21 protein-coding genes and 6 pseudogenes are annotated in these 25,422 nt (G+C 39.7%); 13 read left to right on the forward strand and 14 right to left on the reverse strand.

The genetic code is table 11. From position 1 onward, the window contains the following. The first annotated feature begins 2 nt into the window (after positions 1 to 2). From ABX891_RS19585 to ABX891_RS20590, 7 genes and pseudogenes are all read left to right on the forward strand, one after another. Positions 3 to 821, forward strand: a complete 819-nt coding sequence (locus ABX891_RS19585) for a DUF547 domain-containing protein (protein WP_294119819.1) — start codon at positions 3 to 5, stop codon at positions 819 to 821. Further along, a complete protein-coding gene (locus tag ABX891_RS19590; RefSeq protein ID WP_024605642.1) occupies positions 808 to 2,106 on the forward strand; it encodes an ABC transporter substrate-binding protein in 1,299 nt (432 codons plus the stop codon). Before ABX891_RS19585 ends, ABX891_RS19590 begins: the two co-directional genes overlap by 14 nt. Next, complete coding sequence (locus ABX891_RS19595) at positions 2,103 to 3,857, forward strand: ABC transporter permease (protein ID WP_354630444.1); 1,755 nt, start codon at positions 2,103 to 2,105, stop codon at positions 3,855 to 3,857. Before ABX891_RS19590 ends, ABX891_RS19595 begins: the two co-directional genes overlap by 4 nt. A 71-nt stretch (positions 3,858 to 3,928) precedes the next feature. Beyond that, positions 3,929 to 4,567, forward strand: a complete 639-nt coding sequence (locus tag ABX891_RS19600; RefSeq protein ID WP_354630445.1) for an ATP-binding cassette domain-containing protein — start codon at positions 3,929 to 3,931, stop codon at positions 4,565 to 4,567. 32 nt (positions 4,568 to 4,599) lie between these two features. After that, positions 4,600 to 5,244 carry a CDP-alcohol phosphatidyltransferase family protein gene (locus ABX891_RS19605; protein WP_354630446.1) on the forward strand — a complete coding sequence of 215 codons (645 nt, stop codon included), beginning with the start codon at positions 4,600 to 4,602 and terminating at the stop codon, positions 5,242 to 5,244. Next, positions 5,237 to 6,028, forward strand: coding sequence for a sterol desaturase family protein (locus tag ABX891_RS19610; RefSeq protein WP_354630447.1), 792 nt, complete (start codon positions 5,237 to 5,239; stop codon positions 6,026 to 6,028). The genes ABX891_RS19605 and ABX891_RS19610 overlap by 8 nt, the downstream gene beginning before the upstream one ends. A 233-nt stretch (positions 6,029 to 6,261) precedes the next feature. Further along, positions 6,262 to 6,408 (forward strand): annotated as a pseudogene (locus ABX891_RS20590) (IS110 family transposase); the annotation flags it as partial. 28 nt (positions 6,409 to 6,436) lie between these two features. Here ABX891_RS20590 and ABX891_RS19615 read toward each other — a convergent pair. From ABX891_RS19615 to ABX891_RS19640, 6 genes and pseudogenes are all read right to left on the reverse strand, one after another. Beyond that, positions 6,437 to 7,144 carry a TOPRIM nucleotidyl transferase/hydrolase domain-containing protein gene (locus tag ABX891_RS19615; RefSeq protein ID WP_354630448.1) on the reverse strand — a complete coding sequence of 236 codons (708 nt, stop codon included), beginning with the start codon at positions 7,142 to 7,144 and terminating at the stop codon, positions 6,437 to 6,439. A gap of 85 nt (positions 7,145 to 7,229) precedes the next feature. Further along, complete coding sequence (locus ABX891_RS19620) at positions 7,230 to 7,811, reverse strand: hypothetical protein (protein ID WP_011329854.1); 582 nt, start codon at positions 7,809 to 7,811, stop codon at positions 7,230 to 7,232. 16 nt (positions 7,812 to 7,827) lie between these two features. Further along, a complete protein-coding gene (locus ABX891_RS19625; protein WP_354630449.1) occupies positions 7,828 to 8,397 on the reverse strand; it encodes a hypothetical protein in 570 nt (189 codons plus the stop codon). Between the two features lie 171 nt (positions 8,398 to 8,568). Beyond that, a complete protein-coding gene (locus tag ABX891_RS19630) occupies positions 8,569 to 9,537 on the reverse strand; it encodes an IS30 family transposase (RefSeq protein ID WP_354630450.1) in 969 nt (322 codons plus the stop codon). A 174-nt stretch (positions 9,538 to 9,711) separates the two neighbouring features. Continuing rightward, positions 9,712 to 9,840 (reverse strand): annotated as a pseudogene (locus ABX891_RS19635) (transposase); the annotation flags it as partial. A gap of 208 nt (positions 9,841 to 10,048) precedes the next feature. Next, positions 10,049 to 11,021 (reverse strand): annotated as a pseudogene (locus tag ABX891_RS19640) (transposase). A 79-nt stretch (positions 11,022 to 11,100) separates the two neighbouring features. Between ABX891_RS19640 and ABX891_RS20595 the strand changes: the two are divergent. Next, a pseudogene (locus ABX891_RS20595) lies at positions 11,101 to 11,349 on the forward strand (IS110 family transposase); the annotation flags it as partial. Positions 11,350 to 11,381: 32 nt separating this feature from the next. Here ABX891_RS20595 and ABX891_RS19645 read toward each other — a convergent pair. Together ABX891_RS19645 and exaC are read right to left on the reverse strand one after the other, a co-directional pair. Then, entirely contained in the window at positions 11,382 to 12,302 is a 921-nt protein-coding gene (locus ABX891_RS19645) for a hypothetical protein (protein WP_354630451.1), read from the reverse strand. Between the two features lie 436 nt (positions 12,303 to 12,738). Next, the gene (gene exaC / locus ABX891_RS19650) at positions 12,739 to 14,259 is read right to left on the reverse strand and encodes an acetaldehyde dehydrogenase ExaC (RefSeq protein WP_010553624.1); all 1,521 of its coding nucleotides are present in this window, start codon (positions 14,257 to 14,259) and stop codon (positions 12,739 to 12,741) included. 185 nt (positions 14,260 to 14,444) lie between these two features. Between exaC and ABX891_RS19655 the strand changes: the two genes are divergently transcribed. Further along, positions 14,445 to 15,347, forward strand: coding sequence for an AraC family transcriptional regulator (locus ABX891_RS19655; RefSeq protein WP_182683772.1), 903 nt, complete (start codon positions 14,445 to 14,447; stop codon positions 15,345 to 15,347). A 110-nt stretch (positions 15,348 to 15,457) separates the two neighbouring features. On the opposite strand, the pseudogene ABX891_RS19660 reads toward ABX891_RS19655, so the two are convergent. The 4 genes and pseudogenes from ABX891_RS19660 to ABX891_RS19670 form a co-directional block, all read right to left on the reverse strand. Further along, a pseudogene (locus tag ABX891_RS19660) lies at positions 15,458 to 16,378 on the reverse strand (carbohydrate porin); the annotation flags it as partial. Next, positions 16,372 to 16,533: pseudogene (locus ABX891_RS20600) on the reverse strand (carbohydrate porin); the annotation flags it as partial. The pseudogenes ABX891_RS20600 and ABX891_RS19660, both read right to left, overlap by 7 nt. Positions 16,534 to 16,603: 70 nt before the next feature. Beyond that, complete coding sequence (locus ABX891_RS19665) at positions 16,604 to 16,777, reverse strand: hypothetical protein (RefSeq protein WP_354630452.1); 174 nt, start codon at positions 16,775 to 16,777, stop codon at positions 16,604 to 16,606. A 689-nt stretch (positions 16,778 to 17,466) separates the two neighbouring features. Continuing rightward, positions 17,467 to 17,862, reverse strand: a complete 396-nt coding sequence (locus ABX891_RS19670; protein ID WP_354630453.1) for a hypothetical protein — start codon at positions 17,860 to 17,862, stop codon at positions 17,467 to 17,469. Between the two features lie 188 nt (positions 17,863 to 18,050). Between ABX891_RS19670 and ABX891_RS19675 the strand changes: the two genes are divergently transcribed. Next, positions 18,051 to 19,271, forward strand: coding sequence for a M24 family metallopeptidase (locus ABX891_RS19675; RefSeq protein ID WP_011329847.1), 1,221 nt, complete (start codon positions 18,051 to 18,053; stop codon positions 19,269 to 19,271). 82 nt (positions 19,272 to 19,353) lie between these two features. On the opposite strand, the gene ABX891_RS19680 is transcribed toward ABX891_RS19675, so the two are convergent. Further along, positions 19,354 to 20,229 (reverse strand): DMT family transporter, encoded by an 876-nt coding sequence (locus ABX891_RS19680; RefSeq protein ID WP_010553617.1) that lies wholly within the window; start codon positions 20,227 to 20,229, stop codon positions 19,354 to 19,356. 97 nt (positions 20,230 to 20,326) lie between these two features. On the opposite strand from ABX891_RS19680, the gene ABX891_RS19685 reads away from it, so the two are divergent. Next, positions 20,327 to 21,226 carry a LysR family transcriptional regulator gene (locus tag ABX891_RS19685; protein ID WP_010553616.1) on the forward strand — a complete coding sequence of 300 codons (900 nt, stop codon included), beginning with the start codon at positions 20,327 to 20,329 and terminating at the stop codon, positions 21,224 to 21,226. A 114-nt stretch (positions 21,227 to 21,340) separates the two neighbouring features. After that, positions 21,341 to 22,372 carry a LacI family DNA-binding transcriptional regulator gene (locus tag ABX891_RS19690; protein WP_354630454.1) on the forward strand — a complete coding sequence of 344 codons (1,032 nt, stop codon included), beginning with the start codon at positions 21,341 to 21,343 and terminating at the stop codon, positions 22,370 to 22,372. Between the two features lie 95 nt (positions 22,373 to 22,467). Here the strand turns inward: ABX891_RS19690 and gtfA are convergent, their stop codons facing one another. Beyond that, positions 22,468 to 23,940: a sucrose phosphorylase gene (gene gtfA / locus ABX891_RS19695; RefSeq protein WP_354630455.1), complete on the reverse strand. Its 1,473-nt coding sequence runs from the start codon at positions 23,938 to 23,940 to the stop codon at positions 22,468 to 22,470. A gap of 176 nt (positions 23,941 to 24,116) precedes the next feature. Between gtfA and ABX891_RS19700 the strand changes: the two genes are divergently transcribed. Next, on the forward strand, positions 24,117 to 25,343 hold the full coding sequence (locus ABX891_RS19700) for an MFS transporter (RefSeq protein WP_024597775.1): 1,227 nt from the start codon (positions 24,117 to 24,119) through the stop codon (positions 25,341 to 25,343). Positions 25,344 to 25,422 lie beyond the last annotated feature (79 nt).

Genomic DNA, 25,422 nt, shown 5'->3' on the forward strand with positions numbered 1-25,422 from the left:
TTATGTTTAAAACACCTCTAAAAGCATTGCTACTTGGTTCGGCTTTAGTTGTAACATCGTTTGCAACATCATTTTCGACCCAAGCCCAAAACATGCACGATAGCTGGAATGCATTATTAAATAAGCATGTTGTAGCGATTAACCATAATCACAGCACAGAGGTTGATTACGCAGCCATAAAACGTGAGCATGCACAGCTAAAAACGTATTTAGATTCGTTAAGTGCTGTAACACAAAACGAGTTTGACGCGTGGGAAAAGCCTAAGCAACTCGCTTTTTTAATTAATGCGTATAATGCGTGGACTGTTGAACTTATATTGACTAAGTACCCAAACCTTAAATCAATAAAAGACTTAGGCAGCTTTTTTAGCTCACCATGGAGCAAAGAGTTTGTGCCACTACTGGGTAAAACTCGCAGCCTTGATGACATAGAGCACGGTTTAATTCGTGGCAGCGGTAAATATAACGATCCACGCATTCATTTTGCTGTAAATTGTGCAAGTATTGGTTGCCCTGCGCTGCGCGGGGAGGCATTCACAGCTACTGAACTAGAGAGCCAATTGCAACAGCAAACGGTGCGTTTTTTATCTGATACAACACGTAATTTTGCGCAGGAAAATACGCTAAATATCTCCTCTATATTTAAGTGGTACGGTGATGACTTTGAACAAGGCTTTAACGGGGCAAATACCTTACAGCAGTTTTTTTTGCAATATAGCGATGCACTTAAACTAGTACCCGCTCAGCAAAAAGCGCTTAAAAATAATGACATGAAAGTAAAATTTTTAGACTACAGCTGGGATTTAAATGCACGCCAGTAAGTTTTGGCAAACAACTACGCGATACAGTGTTTACTGTGTCGCGTTTTGCGTTTGCTTAATAACAAGCTTAAGTACTTTTGCTAATAACAGCGCTCATAATATGAGTAAAGAACGACTCACTCGCTGGGAAAATATTGAAACGCTTGGTAATAACCAAAGCGTGTACTTTTATGCCTGGGGCGGCGACGCGCAAATAAATGCCTATATTCAATGGGCTGCCCAGCAAGTTAAAACTCAATATAATATTAACTTAGTCCATGTAAAGCTCAGCGACACCAGCGAAGCAGTAAGCCGTGTGTTGGCCGAAAAATCAGCACATAATAATGACCAAGGCAGTGTTGATCTGGTATGGATAAACGGCGCTAACTTTGCCACTATGAGCGAGCACGCATTGTTGTTAAAACAGTGGGCAAATAAACTGCCACACTTTGCATACACAGATCCCGCTAATAACCCTGCTGTTAATTTTGACTTTGGCATACCCACAAACGGTATGGAAGCACCGTGGGGGCAAGCATCGCTCACCTTTTATTACGACAGCCTTGCAATAAATGAACAAACAAACAATAAACGCCCTACTACATTAAACGAATTATTAAACTGGAGCACACAAAACCCTGGTCGCTTTAGTTACCCAAAGCCGCCTGACTTTTTAGGTATGAGTTTTTTAAAGTACGCCTTAGTTGTGCTGCATAAGCACAGCAGCGAAAACATTAAAGCGCAGTTAAACCAACCAGCTACCGCTTTAAATACTGCACAAGTGCTAAATCCGTTATGGGACTTTTTAGATAAACTACACCCAACGCTTTGGCGTGGTGGCACTCATTTTATGCAAAGTGGTGCTCAAATGCGCCGCTTAGTAGACGATACCGAGCTGAGTTTAGCCTTTACTTTTTCAGCACCTGAAGTACCCGCAGCTGTAAAACGCTATGATTTACCAAACAGCATTCGCAGTTACGCAATGAGTGATGGCAGTTTAAGTAATACCCATTTTGTGGCAATCCCTTACAATGCAAGCCACCAGCAAAGTGCGCAATTAGTGGCTAATTTTTTACTCAGCCCTGAGGCGCAAGCTCAAAAACAAAAAGCGCATATATGGGGCGATAAAAGCGTACTTATTCAATCAACGTTAACGCCTGATCAGCAAGCCTTATTTAAAACAGCTAAACCACATCCAAGTGCACTGCCTTTAAACAGTATTAAACGCACATTGAGCGAACCTCATCCAAGCTGGGTAAACGCCATTATGCAAGGTTGGCAAACTCGTTATGGAGTAAGCCAATGAGTGTTATTTCAAAAAGTGTACCGATTAATACCAAAGCAACAACGCAGTGCAGCACCGATATGTTTACGCGCATTGTAAAATTTAGCCCGCGATTTTTACTCGCTTTACTTATACTACCCGTACTTGGTGGCTTAATTAGCGTATTGCTGCCTGCCTTTGGTTATGCGCCCGTACTTGAGCAAACAACGTTTAGCTTGCAAGGTTTTAACGCCCTTTGGCAAACACCCGGCCTTACCCAAATGGTTACCTTAAGCGTTGCTACGGGCTTAATAAGTACTCTGCTTGCATTTATCATTACCTTAATGATTTTAGCTGCGTTTTTTAATAGCCCGTGGCTTAACCGAATTCAGCGTTTATTGAGCCCTATATTAGTGATACCTCATGCCGCCGCGGCTATTGCAGTAGGGTTTTTAATTGCCCCTTCAGGTATGATTTCACGCTTAGCGTCGCCTTGGTTAAGCGGCTGGGAACTTGCGCCAAACGGCCTGTTTCCGCATGATTCGTTCGGTATTAGTATTATTTTAGGCTTAACACTCAAAGAGCTTCCCTTTTTATTACTAATGGCACTGGGCGTACTTACTCAACCTGAGCTTGGCAAAAAATTACGCCAACAACATAAGGTTGCGCTTAACTTGGGTTATTGCCCAATGACCGCCTTTTTTAAAGTAATACTGCCAAGCCTTTATCCGCTGCTGCGCTTACCGCTTTTAGCCGTGTTGGCTTATGCAAGTGCCAGTGTAGAAATGCCACTCATTTTAGGCCCAAATACACCACCAACGTTGGCCGTTGCAATAATGCATTGGTTTAACGATGTTGATTTAAACCTGCGTATTAAAGCCTCTGCAGGTGCTTTATTACAACTGGCTGTTACAGGCGGTTTGTTAGCCCTTTGGCTTGGCGCAGAAAAGGCCGTAAATGTGTTATTTAGCGACTCTCTCACTAATGGGGTGCGCGAATACGGCGGATTTTATTGGCAAAAAATAACGGTAGTACTCACCGCATTAGTAATTAGCTTTATACTATTGTCGCTTATTGGTTTAGTTATGTGGTCGGTTGCAGGTTTTTGGCGCTTTCCAGATGCAATGCCTGAGCAATTTACACTACTGCATTTTAAAAGTGCGCTAATGCAAATGGGCAGTCCGCTTTTTAATACCCTAGCAATCGGTTTAGTAACCACACTATTTGCCATTATTCTTACTTTATTGTGTTTAGAATCAGAGCAGTTGAGTGACAAACCTATTTCTCGTTTTACCAGTTTAATTATTTATTTACCGTTATTAGTACCCAGTATTGCCTTTTTGTTTGGGCTAGTATGGATACAACAATTGGTAAATAACCAAGCCGCATTTTTTAATGTGGTACTTACGCATTTACTGTTTGTGTTGCCTTATGTATTTTTGTCACTCGTGAGCAGTTATAGGCGCTTAGATCCTCGTTTTGCTCATGTTGCAGCAAGCCTAGGCGCAGCGCCATGCAAGGTGTTTTTTAAAGTAAAACTACCTCAGTTGTTTGCCCCGATTTTAATTGCAGCCGCACTGGGCTTAGCAATTAGTTTTGGACAATACCTCCCCACGCTTTTAGCTGGCGGCGGGCGCATAGCCACAATAACAACCGAAGCCGTTACGCTTGCCAATGGCGCAAGCAGACGCACCAGTGCCGTGTACGCTATTATGCAAATGGCGTTGCCGCTTATTGGATTTATAGTTGCATGGGGTTTACCTAAATATTTTTTTAAAAGCGCACGTGTCTAAAAGTAAGCAAGTTTAAAAGTGCACATATTTAAAGCACCCATGTTTAACACTATCAGGGTTAAGGTTTTTTAATGCAGTCATCGTTACAGATTAAAAATTGTCAGCTTTATCGCCAAAATGAGCTGTTACTTAGCTTAAACGAGCAAGTTAATGGCGGTGAAATACTCACTATTATGGGCCCATCAGGCAGTGGTAAATCAAGCTTACTAAATTGGCTTACGGGTACTTTACCCAGTGGCTTTAAGGCCAATGGTGAGGCGTGGCTTAATGGTCAAAATATCGACAACACCCCTCCACACTTGCGCCATATTGGAGTGCTTTATCAAGACGCTTTATTGTTTTCGCATTTAACTGTTGCTGGTAACATTGCCTTTGCAATGCCTAAAGGTAATAAAAAACAACGCCTTGAAAAAATAGAACACGCACTTGAGCAAGTTGGTCTTAAAGACATGGGTAATCGTCACCCCGACAATTTATCGGGTGGGCAACAAGCCCGTGTTGCATTATTACGTATGCTGCTGAGCGAACCTAAAGCTATTTTACTCGACGAACCCTTTAGCAAACTCGACACCCAACTGCGTGTTGATACACGCGAACTCGTGTTTAGCCAAATACGCGATCATAAGCTACCTGCAATTATGGTAACCCACGATCATAGTGATGCCGACGCTGCAAATGGCAAACTCATAACTTTAAATAGCACACTTTAATTCGTGGCTTTAATACGCATAAGGCAATAAACATGCTAGACAAATTTATCACCCCTGTAATTAAGCCACTTTTAACACCTGTGGTTATGCTTATGCATAAACGCGGTATAACCGCCGATCAGCTAACCGTGGTAGGCTTTTTAGTTGGCTTATTAGCCGTGCCATTACTGGCGTTTGAAATATGGTACGAGGCATTAGTTGTCATTGTTTTAAATCGAATTTTAGATGGACTTGATGGCGCATTAGCACGCTATGCAAACCAAAGTTCAAGCGCAGGTGGCTTTTTAGACATCACACTCGACTTTTTATTTTACGCGGCTATTCCGCTTGGCTTTATTTTGGCAAACCCCGAGCAAAACGCCATTGCCGGTGCGGTATTACTGGCCACTTTTATAGGCACAAGTTCAAGCTTTCTAGCCTTTGCCATAGCCGCTGAAAAGTTTAAACTCGAAAAGCCGCAATTTAAATACAAAAGCTTTTATTACTTAAATGGCTTAACCGAAGGCACAGAAACAATAGCGCTATTTATAGCCTTTTGTATTTGGCCGCAGCACTTTGCCCTCCTCGCTGGCATATTTGCTTTTGCCTGTGCCATTACCATATTTACCCGTATACATGGCGGCTACCACACACTTAAACAGCAAGAAGCCAATGAGGTTATAAATAATAATGACTAACGAAGTTTGGTGGCGACTCGGTTGCTTTTTTAGCATTTTAGTCATAATGATGCTGCTTGAATGGCGACAGCCCGCAAGGCAATCGCCCATTAAAAGCAGCACTCGCTGGTTTGCAAATTTTGGCTTAGTGTTTGCCTCATCTATCATTGCGCGCTTAGCCGTACCACTTGGTTTAACCGCAGTAGCACTTTACAATCATGAGCACAGCATTGGCTTATTTAACCAACTAGCCATACCTAGCATAGTAACCATAGTGCTAAGCCTTGTACTGCTCGATATACTCATTTATTGGCAGCATAGATTGTTTCATAAAGTGCCACTATTATGGCGTTTGCACCGCGTACACCACGCCGATGCGCATGTAGATACCAGTACAGGCCTGCGCTTTCACCCCATCGAAATTGTGCTTAGTATAGTTATAAAACTTATTGCAGTTACTGCACTTGGCGTACCCGCCATTGCCGTACTTATATTTGAAATCGCGTTAAATGGACTCGCCTTGTTTAACCATGCAAACATACGCCTACCAAACGCCATTGAAAAGCCACTACGCCTGATATTAATGACGCAAATACTGCACCGCATTCACCACAGTAAAGTAGTGAGTGAAACAAATTCAAACTATGGCTTTAGTGTAATTTGGTGGGACAAACTTTTTGGCAGCTATAAAAGTGAGGCCAAAAAAGCCGACGCAGAAATAGATATAGGTTTGGTTGAATACCCAAGCGCAAAGCAAAACGCCTCGCTTTGGGGGTTACTCATCATGCCGTTTAAAAACAAGTAAAAACAACTATATTGCACTTTACACAATGACAATCTACTTAAAAGCCCTTTGATGTAGGTTGGTTTAAATAAAATACTCCATGAATACGCCAGGTTAAAACTTTAAGGCGTCTGTTTAATTTCTAAATTTTTAAGGCAAACATTTGTAGAATGGGCAGGCTTTACTATTTGTTATTCGTTTTGGGAAAAGCTTATTATCGGCAGCAAGAAACCTAAAGAAAACCCCATAATACCATCATCAGATCATTAGCATTTAAGTGGATAAGAATACTATTTAGGTGCTGGAAAACACATACGCCCTACGATGAATCGACTTACTTAACCGCATTGAAAAGTAAGGGATCACCGCTGTTAAAATTTGCGGTGGAAAGTGAGCTTTAGTGCTTGCTGTCCATCTCAGGGCGTGTTGTTATATTTTTACTTTTACTGGATTTTGAGTTCGTATTTGTTGAATTAAATCTGCCAGTTTTACATATGTATCTGGTTCCGGAGTACAGGACACTGCCATATTCTCCGCTATTTCAGGCTTAGATAAAGTATATATCGACAACCCTTGAGCCTTTAAGAATTTTACAATCTGAGCATAAAACGGCTTAGTTTTGTCGAATACATTAATAAAGCTTTGTTTGGAAATCTGAGGGTTAGCTTTTAAAAAGTTCGTTTCAAAACATGCATCAATAAAGTCACAAGACTTAAAAGACTCTTCAAAGGAACCGCCTTGTAACCCATTTGATAAAGTAACTGTCGGTGTACAAGGAACTTTGAACAAATGAACGTTACTTGGCAAAGTGTTTTTTGCTGGAACTTTAGATGGGTCGTCATTGTCAAAAGTAAAAATCATTGGGCGATCGTGGCTCAATGTTTGGTTCATTATTCTGATTACATGCTTTAAATTACCTATACCATTGTAATTAGCGATAACGACACCGTAGTCAGAAAAGTTAATCCCTAAACCTTCTTCCAACAAAATCCTAAAAGCGCCTTCTTCACTTTCTCCTTCAACAAATAAATATATGCACTGTTCCAGTGCTGACTCTCTACTTGCTGCATCCCATCGCATCTCTTCACAAAGTTGGTCTTGAATTACACCATATTGAATTCTTTCGAAATCTGACATACTTCACCTAAAAATATAACGCCTCATTCAGAGGCAATAAAATGGCTGAATTTTACTAGTCGTCCACCTCAGGGCGTGTTGTTAGTTACCACTCCAGTCCATTGATAATATAACCGAAATAACCTTGTTCACCGATGACATTTATATTTTTATTTCTAACTTTCATCAATGATGATTTATCATAGTACCATCTAACAGAGTGTTTATTATTGCTATCTAAGTCTAAAAAAGTGAGGCGAGTACACTCATATTCATAATCACTACCACAACTCTCAACCTTACTTAAATGGTACTCTTTTGACCAATATTCATTCACAGAATAATAAGCCCATAATTTGATTGGAGCACCGATAGCAGCCCAAATCCAACCATATACTAAAACAGGTAAAAAAATCATACCTAACGTTGAGCGAAATTTACCTTGGTCTTCAAATTGATGTTTCATTTGTTGTTGATAGTGACTACAGCTTTTATATTTCCTATACGAGAAGGCAAAGAATATAATACTTAATATGCCTGCCAATACTGGGATTAGCTTATATACCAAGAAGTCATATATTGAATTTGAAATAAAAGGAGGATCAACATTTTCGTCCCAAATTAAGAATATGATGGGCAAAAAGAATATTCCTAATGTGAATACAAGTGCTAAATGAGTTCGATTCATGATGGTAACTAACGCCTCAAGAACCGGCGGCAGCTTTATCGCCGTCCGCGTTGCTTGACTTGTTATGTGATGTTGGAACGTGGCCGATACGAATTAGGTTAATGGTTGTACCTGCAATATAATATGCCAGTACCGCCAGCAAGAATAGAATTATTTGGAACCCTGAAAGCACCCAGTGAACGGAAGTAGACAGAAAAACAAGGATTGTACTAATAAGAGAAAGCACAAGGCCGATAATAATTAACCTAGATATAATGACCATACCTTTTTTAGGTACATTCATTTTATGAGAAACACAAATACCACATGCCATTTCATGTATTGCTAGCACAAAGAAAGTAAAGGCCGATGCTGAAAATGCCACACCGGTTAATATTTTCTCCCAGCCACCTTGATAAAAAGATAGCCCAAGATAAATTGAAATAAGACCAATACCTTTCAAACATTTCCATTGGTAGGATTTAACCACTTCCATATAATCAGAGCCAAACTCTTTAGTTGATTGTTTAACGCTGCTGAAATAAGCGAATACAACTATAAATGGAAGTGTAAATACCATAATTTCAATTAATAGATCATTGTTCATCGATGATTCCTTTCACATAACGAGCCTGTAGATTAACTCGTTTTTTTATTTGCTTTTATTGATAAACAAACCATAGCTGAGTTCCTATTTTGGTTCAATCGATTACTTATTTTATGCAGAATATAAAGTGGGAGTTTGATGTCGCGGATTCAAATCTGAAGTGCATAACGTTTAGGCGGCTTTAGCCGCCAAGTGATCCTGCATCAATTTTGCAGGCGTTTCAAATCCAAGTGTCTTCCTCGGACGATTATTAAGTTGCTCCAGTACTGGTATAACTTGCGCTGGTGTTACCGCCTTAAAATCGGTGCTCTTCGGCCAATACTGACGTAGTAATCCATTCGTGTTTTCATTCAATCCGCGCTCCCATGAGTGATAAGGGTGAGCAAAATAAACAGGAACACTTAAAGCCTCTGTGATTTGCTCGTGATAAGCGAACTCTTTTCCATTGTCAGCCGTGATGCTATGAAGCGCTGACCTATATGGCCTTAATAGCTCTATCGTCGCCGCAGTGACGGCTTGTGCTGTTTTGCCTGCCACCTGAGTTGATACAGTGAATTGGGTGACCCGCTCTACAATGGTAACAAGGGCGCCTCGATGACCTTTGCCTATGACGGTATCTATTTCCCAATCTCCGATACGACCTTTCTCATCAACTATTTGTGGGCGCTCTTCAATGCTAACGCGATTTTTTATTTGCCCTCGGTTTGTTTTACCATGACTGCGCTTGTGATATTTCTTACCGTGTCGGCGCAGATGTAGGTATAACTCACCACCTGCTTTTTTATCTTCCCGGATATACAGATAAATGCATTCATGGCTGACAGACAGTTCACTTTCTTTGCGTAACCATCCCGTTATTTGTTCAGGACTCCACTTCTCATTAAGCTTCTGGGTAATTAAAGCTATCATTTCAGGTGTCATCTTAAGCGGTTTTCTTACACTTCTTCGGCGAAACAAAGCCCGCTCATGAGCTTGTTTGTGTCTGTAACCTCGCTTACCTGTATTTCTAGAAAGCTCTCTTGAAATCGTAGATTGCGATAAATTAGTTAGCTCAGCAATACTTTGTTGCGTAAAACCGCTTTTCTTTAGAACGGCGATCTGGCATCTTTGCGCATAGGTCAGTTGTTTGTAATGTCTCATTGTAAAATCTCTTGCCGGAGAAAAAGCAGTTAGTTTATGAGCAACTGACCACTTAATCTAGCCAAAACAAGTTATGCACTTACAATTTGAATCTAGGTGTTGTTTTAATTGGCATTTTGGAAGGTATTACTGGTGTTTAAGTGGCTTTATTGAGGTTAAAAAGGCTTACCCCTCTTAATGCATCGTGTTTTGTAGCTTTTCTATATTATGAACAAGGCAATACAGTTGCCATTGCGCATTCACTTTCAGTTGACCCCGTAAGGTCAATTTATTCATCCCTTTATTCACTGTAATGTTGCCAAAAAAATAACATGACACTCACTCTAATTATTAATCGCTTTAACTTCTACTAAGGTAAATATCGTTTGGCTTAAAGTGTCCTAAATATTGAAGATACTTCGACTTATTCAAATAACGCTGTATTTACCTACTTATTACTCATTTTTAGGCATGCGAAATACTGTGCTTTCACAGTGAAGGGAAATAACGGGTAACTTTTTGAAGTAACGCTTTAAGCCAGTAGTTTTTCGCAGTTACTAACGTTGGCGCGCCGCTTTCTGTTTAGGTGTTCGCAGTATCCTTCGTGCGACGCTGGGCGACCTACTGCACCATGAAATACACGACTAAATTGTGTGGTGAGTTTTAGCCAGTTTTCGGGGTAATGTTGACTCTTTGTAACAGGGGTAAAGTGGTACTCTCAATATGGCCTTTCTTGCCTTCGCGTATACAACGTCCAGTTAATTCTACTAGTTCAAGGTAAGATTTAAGCGCAAAGGGTAATCCTTTTGCCATTTGCTTTTTTGGTTTACCTGAAAAGCGCAGGAGTTGCTTCGGTTGCTTACCCGCAGTGGCACTTTCAATGCGTATTTTTACACTGGTATGCTCTGATGTTTCTGGTGTTGTTGCTGCCTTTGCTCTTATTGGGTTTAAATCAACATATGCCATACAGGCGATTAATGCGGCTTCATCTAAGAGGGCTTGTGATTTAAAACGTCCCTCCCAAAACCGTCCGGTACAGTTATCTTCTTTATTAGCTCTGCGCGCAATGTCTTCATTTAATAAGCGCATAACCAACTGATATTAGCTAAGCGTTCTCGGTATTCAATGATTGTTTCATTTAGAAAGAGCCATTCAATTTTACTTAGCTCTTCGCCTTGCAGGTATTTGTTAGTGAGTACAGTGCCTTTACAAAGCCTGTGCCACCGCTGAATAATGGCTTTATCGGTTAGTCGCTTGGCTTTTTTATCATCAACATAGAGTACTAAGTGGGTGTGATTACTCATTACTGCATATGCGCACACATCGATACAAAATACGTTAGCGAGGGCAAGTAACTTGCTTTCAACCCACCCTCTGCGATGTTCATACGATTGATTAGTAAAGTTGTCTACGCCGCATAAAAATGCACGGCGTACACAGCGCGAAATACAGTGATAGTATTTTGTATCGACCAAACTAACCTGACGTTTTCTTGCGATAGCCATGTGACACTTATTGCACTAACCAGAGCTTAGTTAATTACACTGATATTACAAATATTAGGATGGGTGTCTGTTTAATTTATTTTTAAGGCAAAAATTTGTAGAATGGGCAGGCTTTTCTATTCGTTATTCATTTTGGGCTAAAGCTTATTATGAGCAACAAAAAGCCAAGGGTAAGCCGCACAACAGCATTATTAGATCACTGGCATTTAAATGGATAAGGATTGTATTTAGATGTTGGGAAACGAATACACCCTACGATGAATCGACGTATTTAGAAGCATTAAAACGCAGAGGCTCACCACTTTTAAAATTTGCAATTAATAGCTAAATTTTACTAGTCGTCCACCTCAGGGCGTGTTGTTATATTTCTGTAATTTCCAATAAATCAAGACTACTAGGCCTAAAGTTAATAAAGACCTTATCTTTTATTTCTAAATGTGGAGCACAGTACACGTATATTTTATAACGGCTACCAAATTTATTAATAAGGTTATCAATACTCTGTTTAATTGGTCGCTTAAATCTATATGTTTCATAGTCATTTTTTTTGATGAAAATTGAAATATACACGGGAGCCGTTTTAAATTTAGCTTTGTCAATAAGATCTATTTTTATGTCGCCATTTTTTAATTTAAAAATTTTTAATATAGTACCCCAGTAAATACTTTTATTAGTTGGAACCTCAGAGTAATCAGTAAAACTTTGAAATTTTAAGTGTTTAAATAACTCACCATAAGTTCTTAATTTTTCTTCTGATGATAGATACCTTTTGTATAAAAGACTTTCCGATTTATATGTATGGTATCGACTTATTACATGCCCTATATGATAAAAATTTGAACCTGAAAGATTAACTTCTTTTCCTATTTGATTACTATTTTTACGAGTTACAATTTCAATGCCTTCATGATTTGGTGTAGCGCGCTTTTCTACAAAATGGTTATTAGGGCGAGATATAAATAAAGTATCAGGTTCATGCTTATCTTTTTCTTGTTCGGTCGTTTCACTTTCCGAACCAAGATCAACAGAATTTTGATATTCTGTCTTATATATCTGACATTCTGAAGAGTGCTCTTCAACAGTTCTAAAATATGGATCTACTTTTCTTTGTCCTAGTGGCTTATCCATGTTCGCACAAGTAATTAATGCAGAGCATTTTTCATCAATACATATAAATTTTCGTTTATCTGAAATAGTCCTCTGTATAAATAAACGGGACGCTTCTTCGGCAGTTAACGACTCACCTGTTTCAAGACTTAAAGCTTTACTTAAAGATGACACGAATCCTCCTTGAAGAAATATAACAGCTTATTGAACACCACTTTGGGGGTTTATAACACCCCAAAACGGCGTATATTACATAGCTTAATAGTTCCATCAAACAACTCTAATGTAAACAAGTAATTACGTGTGTTATAAAATTGCCCTTGTTTAAATACCTCAGAACGACTTTTAATAATGTTATCCGACAAAGCCGCAACTATTGTCAATTTATACAGTTATTAATTATAAGATTTAGCTTGTATGAAACACCCTTTTGTAACACTGAAAAAAGAACACATATATAATAAAAACATGCAAAAAACACGATTGCTGCTAGGAGCGTTTACGCGGTTGAGTCGTTTTAAATTAATTAAACCAATGTACAAAAAAGCGCTGCAAATATGCAGCGCTGTCATTACTTAACGGTTGTTGTATTTAAGTTTAAACTTTTTGATTAAAAGAAGCCGAGCGGATCTTCGCTATAGCTTACTAATAGATTTTTAGTTTGTTGGTAGTGACCCAGTGCGAGTTTGTGGTTTTCGCGACCAATACCTGACTTTTTATAACCGCCAAACGCGGCGTGGGCCGGATACATGTGGTAGCAGTTAGTCCATACACGGCCTGCCTCAATTTTACGCCCCATACGATACGCTTGGTTCATGTTGCGGCTCCATACACCGGCGCCTAAACCAAATTCAGAGCTATTGGCAAGTGCCAACGCTTCGGCTTCGTCTTTAAAGGTCGACATTGAAATAACCGGGCCAAAAATCTCTTCTTGGAATACCCGCATGTCGTTGGTGCCTTTTAATAGCGTAGGCTGAATGTAATATCCGCCGTTAAGCTCATCGCTTAACTGCTCTACGTTACCACCGGTAAGTACTTCGGCGCCTTCTTTTTTACCAATTTCGATGTAGCTTAATATTTTATCGAATTGCGCTTTAGACGCCTGCGCACCTACCATGGTTTCGGTATCTAGTGGGTTACCGCGTTTAATTTGTGCTGTACGCTGTAAAATGCGTTCAATAAATTGCTCGTAAATATCTTCTTGAATAAATAGTCGCGATGGGCAAGTACATACTTCACCTTGGTTAAAGTAGGCCAGTATTGCGCCCTCTATTGCTTTAGATAAAAACGCGTCGTCTTTGTCCATTACATCGCTAAAGAAAATATTGGGTGACTTACCACCTAGCTCTACCGTTGATGGAATTATGTTTTCGGCGGCGCATTTTAAAATATGTGAACCCACTGGGGTAGACCCCGTAAAGGCGATTTTAGCAATACGGGTGTTGGTAGCCAGGGCTTCACCTGCTTCTTTACCAAAGCCATTAACTACGTTGAGTACGCCTGCTGGCAGTAAGTCGCCAATCACTTCCATTAACACTAAAATAGAGGCAGGGGTTTGCTCTGCCGGTTTTAGTATTACACAGTTGCCCGCAGCTAAGGCTGGGGCTAGCTTCCACGCTGCCATTAGTATTGGGAAGTTCCACGGAATTATTTGCCCAACTACACCTAACGGTTCATTAAAATGATAGGCAACGGTAGTTTCATCAATTTCACTAATACCGCCCTCTTGTGAGCGCAGGCAACCTGCAAAATAACGAAAGTGATCGGCGGCTAATGGAATATCGGCCGCGAGTGTTTCGCGAATTGCCTTGCCGTTGTCCCACGTTTCGGCAACTGCAAGTAACTCTAAGTTTTGTTCAATACGGTCGGCTATTTTTAGTAATACGTTACTACGATCGGTAACCGATGTAGTGCCCCACTGCGCTTTTACTGCATGGGCTTTGTCGAGCGCAAGCTCAATGTCGTCTTTGTCGGAGCGCGCTACTTTGCAAAACACTTTGCCGTTTACAGGGCTAATATTTTCAAAGTACTGGCCGTTTACTGGCTTTACCCATTCTCCACCAATGTAGTTTTCGTATTGCGCTTTAAAGGTAATTAGTGCATCTTTTTCGCCTGGATTTGCATAAATCATAGTGACACTCTCTTGTTGTTATTAGCTAAAAGTCGAGCTATTAAATAAGTCTTTTTGCTTTATATTTAATCAAGTGCTGTTTTATAATTAATCAGCATTGATTGACATTAGACTATCAAACACTTAAAAGCATGTATTGCTGTCCACAAAAGTTGTCTATGAGTCCAGATTTAAAAGGGATTAAAATGCATACTCCGCAATTAAATAAGCAACGTCAGCAATTAAAGGTGCTAATTGAAAATAAAGTGACCTTTGCTGCCGATAATAGCGAGCTAAGTATTTACGATACTTATCAAAATGCGCAAAAAGTAGCTTTGCATTCAAAAGAATTACTTTTTTGCGCCATGCTTAGTGGTAAAAAGGTAATGCATGTAGAGAGCTGCCAATATCATAAGGCATTTTTACCTCACGAATCCTTTGTGTTAGCACCAGAGCAAGGGGTATTAATTGACTTTGAACAAGCATCTTTAAACGCGCCTACTACCTGCCTTGCCATAGAAATAAGTACAGATAAAATAACGCAGGTGGCTAATGCACTCAATATTGAGCAACGCTTTGCCAGCGATGACTTATTTGCCTATACACCGCAGCTGGTACATAGCCAACATAATAGCCAAACCCAACAACTTTTAGCGCGTATGGTGCATTTATTTAGTGAGCCCGACGAGCAACGAGGTTATTTAATCGACTTATCGTTAAACGAGCTTATTACCCGTTTGCTACAGCAGCAAAGTCGAGATTTATTACTAAAACATGGCAATAATCCGCAGCTTAAAACACCGGTAAATAATGCTTTGCAATACATAGAAGAGCACTTAAATGAGGCATTGGATATAGAGAGGCTGTGTAAAATTGCCTGCATGAGTCGCAGCAAGTTTTATCAACAATTTAAGTTGGCGTTTGGTACGAGCCCAGCACTGTGGCAACAGCAACTTAGGCTTAAAAAAGCCTATAGTAAATTGTTACAGGGGCGCACGGTTAGCCAAGCGTGTTATGAGCTGGGTTTTAATTGCCCTAGCCATTTTAGCCGATTATTTAAACAAGCCTATGGCGTACCACCAGCAAGCATTGCCAAAAAAAATCATTAAGTGGTGGTTTAGATTAATTTTATAGCGAGGTTAATTAACGTTTCGTAGGCACTAAATGCGCCTACGAAACTTATTTTATTGTATTTTTTATGGCGCATTAATACTGCGTATTAAAACCAAATTTCAACCTGAGCGCCTACAACTAAGGCACTTTCGTCGCCCTCTTTGCCTGCAACACTTAACCCAGACTCTTGCCCAGCAGCCTTATTCCAATCAAAGTTACTTAGATAAAAGCGTAACGATGGACGCGACCAATACTCGGTAGAGTCGGCTGTTGCTTGTAATGCTAGCGCATATTTCATGAGTGTTTGCTCATCATTTTCAATGCCGTTTGTTTTGGTTTGATAAGCGTTATAACCCAATTCACCAAGCACACTCCAATGTGGCGATATTGAATAATGCGGGCGCACACCAACACTTTTTAGGGTGTGGTAATCAGATGATTTTTCGTACATTACCATGTAATCTAGTTTAAATTTTTCGGTAATATCAATTAAGCCATTATTAAAAATACGAAAGCCACTTGAGCTGCTATCTGCCGCATAATCAAAGCTTCCGCCATCAGTACCGGCAGCGCCTGGGTTTTGCGCCATGGCGCCGGTACCATATTGAATCACTGTTTTTTGATCAACATTGCCTAACTGCTTTTGCCATTGCACTGTAAACGTTCTACCATCGGTAAGCCCTGCTTCATCAATTGCATCATTTACAAATAAGTTTTGCAGTGCAAATACCACTTTACCCGCATCGCCTACATCCATTTCATAGCGTACGTCGGCCATAAAGTTTTGATAGTTAGTATCTGCAGTGGCTTTGTTACCTGTAAGTTCGCCCTCGCCACCATAAGTGATGGCAGCAAGATGCAGCTTATCGGTTTCATTTACCGTAATGTCGGACACACCCACGCCGTTACCCGAGCTTTGCATATATTTGTAATCTAATATATGTACGCTACCAACTGCCTTATCGTAATAATATCTGCGGCCAATCCATAGCGTACCATTATCGAGTAAGTTGTCTGTTTCTACATAAGCTGCCTTGAGCGTCTAGACCACTCCTCCGTTGCGGTTGGATCTCTTGAATCCCCGGCAAAGTCCATCATAAATACGGCTTTAAAATTAACCCCATTTAGCTGCTGTTTTTTAGTCAGCTGAAACTCGCTGTAGTCTCTGCATTCGTTACCTAAGCGATAATAAACCCCATCATTTTAGGGTAGTTTAGTGAATAACAAGAGCCATTATTTTTACTGCCACTCCCTATAATGGTGTTTGTACCTGAGCGAAATACCCATTAAATTCAAACCCATTATCCAATTCTTGCTTAGCTTTAGCCTCATCCTGAGCTTGCATTTCATTATTAATTAACTGTTTAACGTATGCAATATCTTCATCCGATAAACCAGCGGAGCGCTCTGCTGCGTGAACACTCATTGTAGCTGCGCATCATATTGAAAGTAGTGATAAAGAGGGTTTAATTCGTTTGTTATATTTCATGTTTACCATAGTCGTTGTGGGGTTACATTAAATGTATTTGCAGCGCTATTTAATTAAAATGCAGCCGTAATTTAGCTAAGCAGTGCTGGTTGCTAGCTACAAATACGAAATTAGTTACTTTTAAAGATGGAGTTTTTAGTTAACTTTGTGTCAGTAAAAATTAAAGGCATAAAGCCGTTAACTTTAAGCTAACTATTTTGGCGCTAATAATGATCAGCTACGATAACTCGTAGTAAATGAGCTGTGATCAGTAATAACCAATTTGAAAAGGATTTTATCCAACCACTGGGGTTATTCAATATAGCAAACAGCGATAGCATAAGATTTTACAGGGGTCACAAACCATTGATTAAAAAAGGAAAACACAAAGTAAACATAACAAAAACACAGAGGAAACAATGAGCCCACTTACTTACATTTCAGCGTGAAAAACCACCGCGCAATAATTAAACTAATGACGAGTTTTTTGATTATCTGCGCAACTGTAAAATTAATCTGGTAGCTGTAAAACGAGTGTTAGGATGAAATAAAAGAAGAGTAAACAGAGTAATAAAACGCATGGTAAGCTCCCTCAAAAGCGCTGCACTTAAACGCTATTAAGGGATAACAAGGGGATTTAAATCAAGCTAAATCAAACTAAAATAACTAAAAGCACATAAACTAATACCGGCTAATAACCATACTAATCCGTAGCTTTGCCAAAGTATTGCGTTATTATAAACCTGCTGCGGGTTATTTTTGTCAACTAACAGTGTGCAGGTTTTACCTTGTTTAAAGCGGGTAAACATTTTTTCACGATATTCCACTAATACACTGTGCACTTGCCCATCAAAACGAAAACTCACTAGCATAGTTGGCTGATGCAACATTTCGGGTGCTGTTATTTGATTATTTGCCACGGCAGTTATTTGTTCTACCACACAAACCCGCCAGTGGTGTTTACTTACTTTACATTTTAACCAGCGTACAAATGGCAAAGTGCCAATTATTATAAATAAAACCCCCAACCACAACAGAGCCATACACCCACCTTTGTTTTTATTTTTATAGTTTACTAACAACATACGCAGCAATCAAACTGCCTAGCACTTAGATTAATATAGCGCATTGGCTTTATTAAATACATGCTCAGATTACAAAGTTTTACCGCAAGCAACTTGCAGTTAACCTGCCGCACAAGCACAATAGCCGCATAAAAGAGGAGATCATTATGACCACAATTGGTATTGGCACCCAAACCAAAGAACAAGCACTCGCTAGCTTAAGCAATATGACCAGCGATTTAACCCCTATTCAACCGGCAGAATATTTATCTCGTATAGCCAAAGCGCAAACGTATATGCAAAACAATGGCATTGATGCCATTTATTTAAATGCAGGTACTAACCTCGCCTATTTTACCGGTATGCGTTGGTATGCAAGTGAGCGTTTAGTTGGCGCAATTTTGCCTGCTAAAGGTGAAGTGCAATACATAGCTCCTTATTTTGAAATTGGCTCACTCAATGGTTTTAAAGTAATTGACGGGCCAATCCGTGGCTGGCAAGAGCATCAAAACCCATATCAGTTATTTGTTAATATATTAACGGAAATGGGTATTGCGGCTAATGGCACTATTGGTATTGACGAAAGCGCGCAGTTCTTTATTTTTGATGGTATTAATAAAGCGCAAACGGGCTTAAATTTAGTGAATGCTCAACCTGTTACAGCACATTGTAGAATGCATAAATCAGCCAATGAGCTGGCGTTAATGCAACGCGCTATGGATATGACCTTAGTGGTTCACCAAGCTACGGCAAGCATGCTGCACGAGGGTATTAGTACCACTGAAGTTGAAGAGTTTATAAAGCTAGCGCATCAAAAAGTAGGCGCGCCGGGTAACTACTTTTGTATCGTGTTATTTGGGCTTGCAACGTCATTTCCGCATGGGGTAAAAGATCCGCAAATCCTAAAAAAAGGCGACATGGTACTTATTGATACTGGCTGTAAAGTACATGATTACTTATCTGATATTACCCGCACTTATGTGTTTGGTGAAGCAACTGATCGCCAACGTCAATTTTGGAATAATGAAAAAGCAGCACAAATTGCAGCTTTCAATGCAGCAAAAATTGGCGTGCCATGTGAAGACGTAGATACAGCTGCGCGCAGCTACTTAGCTGAGCAAGGTTTAGGCCCTGATTATCAGACACCTGGTTGCCCGCACCGTACAGGCCACGGCATTGGTTTAGATATTCACGAATGGCCTTATTTGGTAGGCGGTAATAAAACGCCACTAGCCGCTGGCATGTGTTTTAGTAACGAGCCAATGCTGGTTATACCGGATGAATTTGGGGTGCGCTTAGAAGATCATTTTTATATGACCGACAGTGGTGCAAAATGGTTTACCGAGCCTAGCCACAGTATTGACGACCCGTTTGGTTTACAAAAGTAATATAAGCGAAAATTAACTTATATTTGTTTATTTGGCTTAAACGACTATTTACTACTGCGCAGTACACACCACGCGCAGTAGTTTATTTTGTGAGTTGACGTTTAACCAATCGCTGTTTGTTTTTTTGTACGTTAGCCAACCATACTAAGGGTAAAATAATTAACGATGCGCCAATTATTAAGCCAAGTGTAGGTACTTCGCCAAACCAAAATAACCCAACAACGACAGCCGCCACTAAGCCACTATATTCAGCGCTAGCAACTTGGCTCGATTCGATTTTGCTATAAACATACACGCAAATTCCCGCATAAATTAAAATAAACAGTGTAGAGCCAAACGCAGTAATAAGTGCGGCCCAATGCCATGGCTCGTTTTCCCACAGCGCCAAACCCAATCCCACAGGCATACCTACTAAATTGGTAAGTAACAAGGTTTGCATAATACTATGATGCTTAGGTAACTTTCGTATTAGTACATTATTTATTGCTAGTGTAATTGCGACTACAAGTGCAAATATAGCCGCCCAATTAATGTCGGTAGGCTGAATAACAATAAGTACCCCTATAAAGCCAATAACAGCCACAGCTATGCTGCTTTTTGTGAGCTGTTCACGAAATATCATTACTGCTAAAGGCAGCATTAATAAAGGCGCTGCATAAAAAATAGCGTTAGCGGTTGCAAGCGGTAAAGCTTTTAGCGCAAACACCATAAATATAATACCAAATAACCATACATGTCCGCGTACCGCATGCCATTTTAAACCGGCAAATAAATGTTTTTTATTCGCCGACAAACAAAACGGGAGCAAAATTAATACTGCGGTAAGTTGGCGCATAAATACAAACTGAAACGTGGGGCTTTCTGCTGGTAAAGTTTTGATTATAGCATCAGAAAAAACCGCAATAATATTACCCACCACAAGTAATGTCATGCCTAAGCCAACCGATATTTTTTGCATTGTTACTCCGTGCCCGCAAATTAAAAACGCTAGCATAGAGCAATTCGTTTAATTATGTATAATGATTAAAATACTTTTAGTATGAGTTTAACTAATAATGAAATTACCCCCATTACGTGCTGTTCAGTGTTTTGAATCTGTAGCGCGATTAAATAGTTTTTCTAAAGCAGCTGAACACCTTAATGTGACGCAAAGTGCCGTGAGCCATCAGGTTAAATTACTAGAGCAATATTTAAACGAGCCGCTATTTAACCGCAGTGGTCGTAGCTTTTCGTTAACCGACGCGGGCAATCGTTACTATCAAGAAGTGAGTCATTCATTAACCAGTTTAGCCTCTGCCACACAAAAAATACGTTACGGCGAGCCTGGGCATATTCGTTTAGCACTTTATAGCTCATTAGCTGTTAAGTGGTTAATACCGCGATTAGAAAGCTTTAAACATGACTCGCCAGATATCGACTTAACTTTAAATATGATTGTAGATGAGGCGGATTTTAGCGACCGTGTTGCCGATTGTTTTATTACCACAACGCCACCTAAAGGTGAGTTTGTCAGCTTATTTTTATTTGCAGAAAAGCTTTACCCTGCTTGTGGCAAAGGCATGTGGCAGCAATTAAAAAATCAATCGCTGCCCAATGAATTATGGAAGCACCCGCTGTTGTCGGTGCAGTATGATGAGTCAGAGCAACGTAGCACCAATGACTGGCAGCAATGGTGTAAAAGCGGCGGCTTTGAGCTACCTAAAAACGTAAGAGTTAATCACTTTAGTCACGTTATACTAGCCGCAGAAGCTGCGCGTTATAATTTAGGTATTACGCTTATTGATGCGTTTTTTATTGCCTCACAGCACGATAACCACTTAGTTAAGTTGCCACTGCATGGAGTTGAAACCGGCTGTAAATTTTATTTTGTATATAAAAAATCGCGAGCAAAACAAACCGATATTATTACCCTAAGCCGCTGGCTAAAAGCCCAGTGGGCCGAGGTTAAAAAATAAAATGAAAGTATTAAGTCATCATACTTCATGCCAGTTTATAGCTATAACTATTATTTGATTTTATACTATCTCTATTAATTTAAGCACAGTCTTTTTAAAGGATAATCATAACTCATGAGAAAACCGGCCCACTGGACCTTAAAAAGTATCGCTCTAGAATTAGGTGTGTCTAATGCTACGGTTTCTAATGCGTTTAATCGCCCTGATCAGCTATCGGCTAAACGCCGAGAAGATATTCTTGCAGCGTGTAAAACTTTGGGCTATTACGGGCCTAATAAGGCCGCGCAATCATTGCGTAATGGCACATTTAATATTGTCGCTTTAGTACTGCCCGATAGTGTGGAATACATGGTGTCGGACCCTGTAGCTAGTAGCTTTATGCGCGGTGTTACCTCAGTGCTTGAAAAAAACGGCATTAATGTTTTATTGTTTTCAGGTAATAGCGATACCCTTAATAACATAGTCGACTTTGTAGATGGCTTTATTTGTTATGGCCGCCCTCGTAATAACGCGTTAGTTGAGCAGTTAAAAACTGTGTCTAAACATGTAGTGACAATTGATTTTGATATTGCTCGCAATGCCTCTGTAAATATTAATAACGAGCAAGCAAGTTACGAAATAGCTAAACACGTACTGCATAATCAAAACGATAAAGTGGCTATATTAGGCCTTAGATTACTTGATGAAAACGTATTGTGCCGGGTGTATGAGCATCACGAATTTGAAACCGGACAATCTATTTCGCATCAACGTTTACGTGGTTATCAACGCGCTTTAAGCGAGGCAAATATTACGGTAGCTGACGATCGTATTTGGAACATTCCTGAAAGTAGCGAACGTTTTGCCAATATTGCTGCAAAAGAAGTACTTAGTGCATCACCGCGTCCTAACGTTATAATTTGTATGAGTGATTTAATTGCCCTTGCCACAATGCGAGAAGCAATAAAACAAGGCATAAAAATAGGTGAAGAACTGCGTATTGTGGGCTTTGATGGTATTGATGAAGCAGCCCGGTTTGTACCTCGTCTCACCACCATTCATCAAAACAGCCAAGAAAAAGGCGTTATAGCCGCTGAATTATTTATTTCTAAAGAAGAAAAAACTCAGGAAGTCAGTTACGAATTAGAGATTGGTGCCAGTAGTTAGCTTACAAACCTTGTAATAGTTTTATGTGTTAAAAAGCCAAACTTAAGTAGCTTGGCTTTTGCTTTACATGACGTTTGTAAATTACTCTTTTAACATTAAGCTAAAAATGAATTTAAGTTAATCGTTTTTTCTTCATCACCGTTTACTTGCGTAATAAGTGCATGGCGTAATTTAAAATCAACAGTAAGTGAAATAGTTTGCTCATCTAGTTGCCACGATAAACAACACATACTGCCTTCACCTTGGGCACTAAATTCACCTGCAAATGCAGGGTGTGAATTGCGAATTTTAATTAATTCAATTAAACCTTTTACTACAGGCTTATTTAAGGCTTTATCGATTATATTTGCATCTAAATATGGGCGGTTAATATCACGGCCAACATTTGTATTTGTCAGTAATTCCATATCGTTTTCGCAAGCAAATAGGCCGCCGTAATACACTTGTGGTACACCTGGTGCAAAAAATTGAATTGCACGCGACAGTAAGTAATCAAAGTCTTTAGCGCCTAATGCGTTGTAGTACGTACAGTTAACTTGATATAAGTCGACATTACTCGCCGCAGCGCCCGTAGCTTGGCGGCTTTGGTTGTTACTGTTGGCGTGCATTGTTTCGACTAGGTTATCAATCTGCTGTGCATTTAATAGCCCTGGTTTGTCGCCCATTGGACCTGCGTCAATAATGCCAATACCGTCATGTGTATCAAGTACAGTTAAGCAATTACGTGGCGAAATTTGTAACCATTTGAGCAGTGCATCTACATCGTTGTTAAATAAGCTGTGTAAAATAAGCGGTGGTAACGCAAAGTCGTAAACCATATTTACGCGTTTTGCCACTTCTACCTGAGTTTGATAATGGCTATGAATTTCTGCAATGGTTTCCATGCCTAAATCGTTTGCTTGCTTAGATAAGTTATCTAGGTAGCCAAACGTTTCATCAAGCATAAAGCAGTTAGTGCCAGCTTGCTTAATAGCGTAACCCGCCGCATCTAAACGAATAATATTTACATTGTTAGCCGAAAATTTAGTGAGTACGTTATTTAAATACGCAACACCGGCTTCTACTTTTACGTTTATATCAATTTGGTTATCGGTAAAAGTGGTCCAGAAGTCATACGTTTGACCATCACCACATTTCATTGGGGTAAAGCAACTACCAGGACGTGGGCGGTAAATTGCTTTTTGCTCAGCTTCGCTCATACCATTTGGAAATACATCATCTTTGGTTAAAAACAAATCCCAAAATTCTGATTGCTTACCTTTAGCTAATACATCTTGAAACTGAAAAGACTGCGCCGATACATGGTTAACAATTAGGTCAGCCATTAAGTCGAGATCTTTACCTAATACTTGTATGTCTTCCCAAGTGCCTATTCTAGAATCAACTTCACTATGATCAATAGGGTCAAAGCCAGCATCGCTGCCATCAATAGGATTGTAAAATGGCAATAAGTGCACACCACCAAATACGCCTTTTAAAGGGCCGTTTAAAAGTGTGGTTAGCGCGCCTATATTTTGGCCAGTGATTCGATCAGCATATGTGATCAATTGAACTTTATTCTTCATCATTGTGTGATTACCATGTTGAAACTTAATCGATTAAGATATATCTTTAACTAGCGAGTAAGAATTTACAAGTAATTTTTAATAATTTTACATACAAATTTCGTGTCTCACGTAATACTACAGTAAGCAACTAACTGACTTACGAAGTATTAATAGAGAATTTAACGAGGAATAAACACATGACAAAATCACACACACACGTAAGCAGCGACCCACTGCAACAAATACGCTGGCTTACATACATGATGTTTTTTATGTTTGCCATGACCTCTGACGCAGTCGGCATGATAATCCCCGAACTTATAAAAGATTTCGGTTTGAGCATGACTCAAGCTAGTGCATTTCATTACGCCCCCATGGCATTAATAGCCTTTAGTGGATTATTTTTAGGTTTTTTAGCTGACAGCCTTGGCCGTAAAAAAACCATTATGCTGGGTTTATTAATATTTTCTGCTAGTTGTTTTTTATTTGCATTTAGCACCAGTTTTACCTTCTTTTTAGTATTGCTTTGCTGCATAGGTCTGGCCATTGGTTTATTTAAAACCGGCGCACTGGCATTGCTTGGCGATATTTCACATAGTAACGACGACCATACTAAAACCATGAACAAGGTTGAGGGATTTTTTGGCATTGGCGCTATTGTAGGCCCTGCCCTAGTTGGTGTTTTATTAGTGCAAAACGTAAGTTGGACATACCTGTATATTACTGCGGGCGTAATGTGTTTAATACTTGCTTTATTAGCATGGCGCGCAGACTACCCTGACGTGGTTAAAACAACTGAAAAGCCTGCTTCGCTTGCCACTACCCTGAAAATGGTAAAAAACCCTTATGCACTTGGCTTTTCTTTAGCCATTGCACTGTATGTAGCGACTGAAGTGGCTATTTATGTATGGATGCCAACGCTATTAAAAGACTACACAGGCTCTTGGCCGCTCCTTGCCACTTATGCACTTACTATATTTTTTATACTACGTGCTGCAGGTCGCTTTATTGCCGTATGGTTACTAAACCGTTATAGCTGGCAAGGTGTTATGGCTTATTTAAGCTTAGGCATTGCGCTTTGTTATGTGGGTACACTTATTGGTGGTGTTGACTGGGCTGTAGGGTTACTACCTCTTTCAGGTTTATTTATGTCTATGGTTTATCCAACTTTAAACTCTAAAGGTATATCGTGTTTCCCTGCTGAGCGCCATGGAGCCGTAGCCGGCGTTATATTGTTTTTTACCGCATTATCGGCTGCTTTAGCTCCTTTATTTATGGGTATGATCAGCGATTACTTTGGCCATGTGCGCTATGGCTTTTACTTAGCAACAGGGTTTGCCGTGATTTTATTTGTAGCTATGTTGTTCAATTATTTACGCGACCCATCAATGAGTGCTTTACAAGAAAGTAACCCAACAGCTTAATAAACTTGTATTTCAATACAATAAAAACACCTTAAAAATCAAAATATAAATAATAAAAGAACAAATTAAACACAAAATG

The sequence above is a fragment of the Pseudoalteromonas sp. NCIMB 1079 genome, from assembly GCF_040567695.1.
Lineage (GTDB): Bacteria > Pseudomonadota > Gammaproteobacteria > Enterobacterales > Alteromonadaceae > Pseudoalteromonas > Pseudoalteromonas distincta.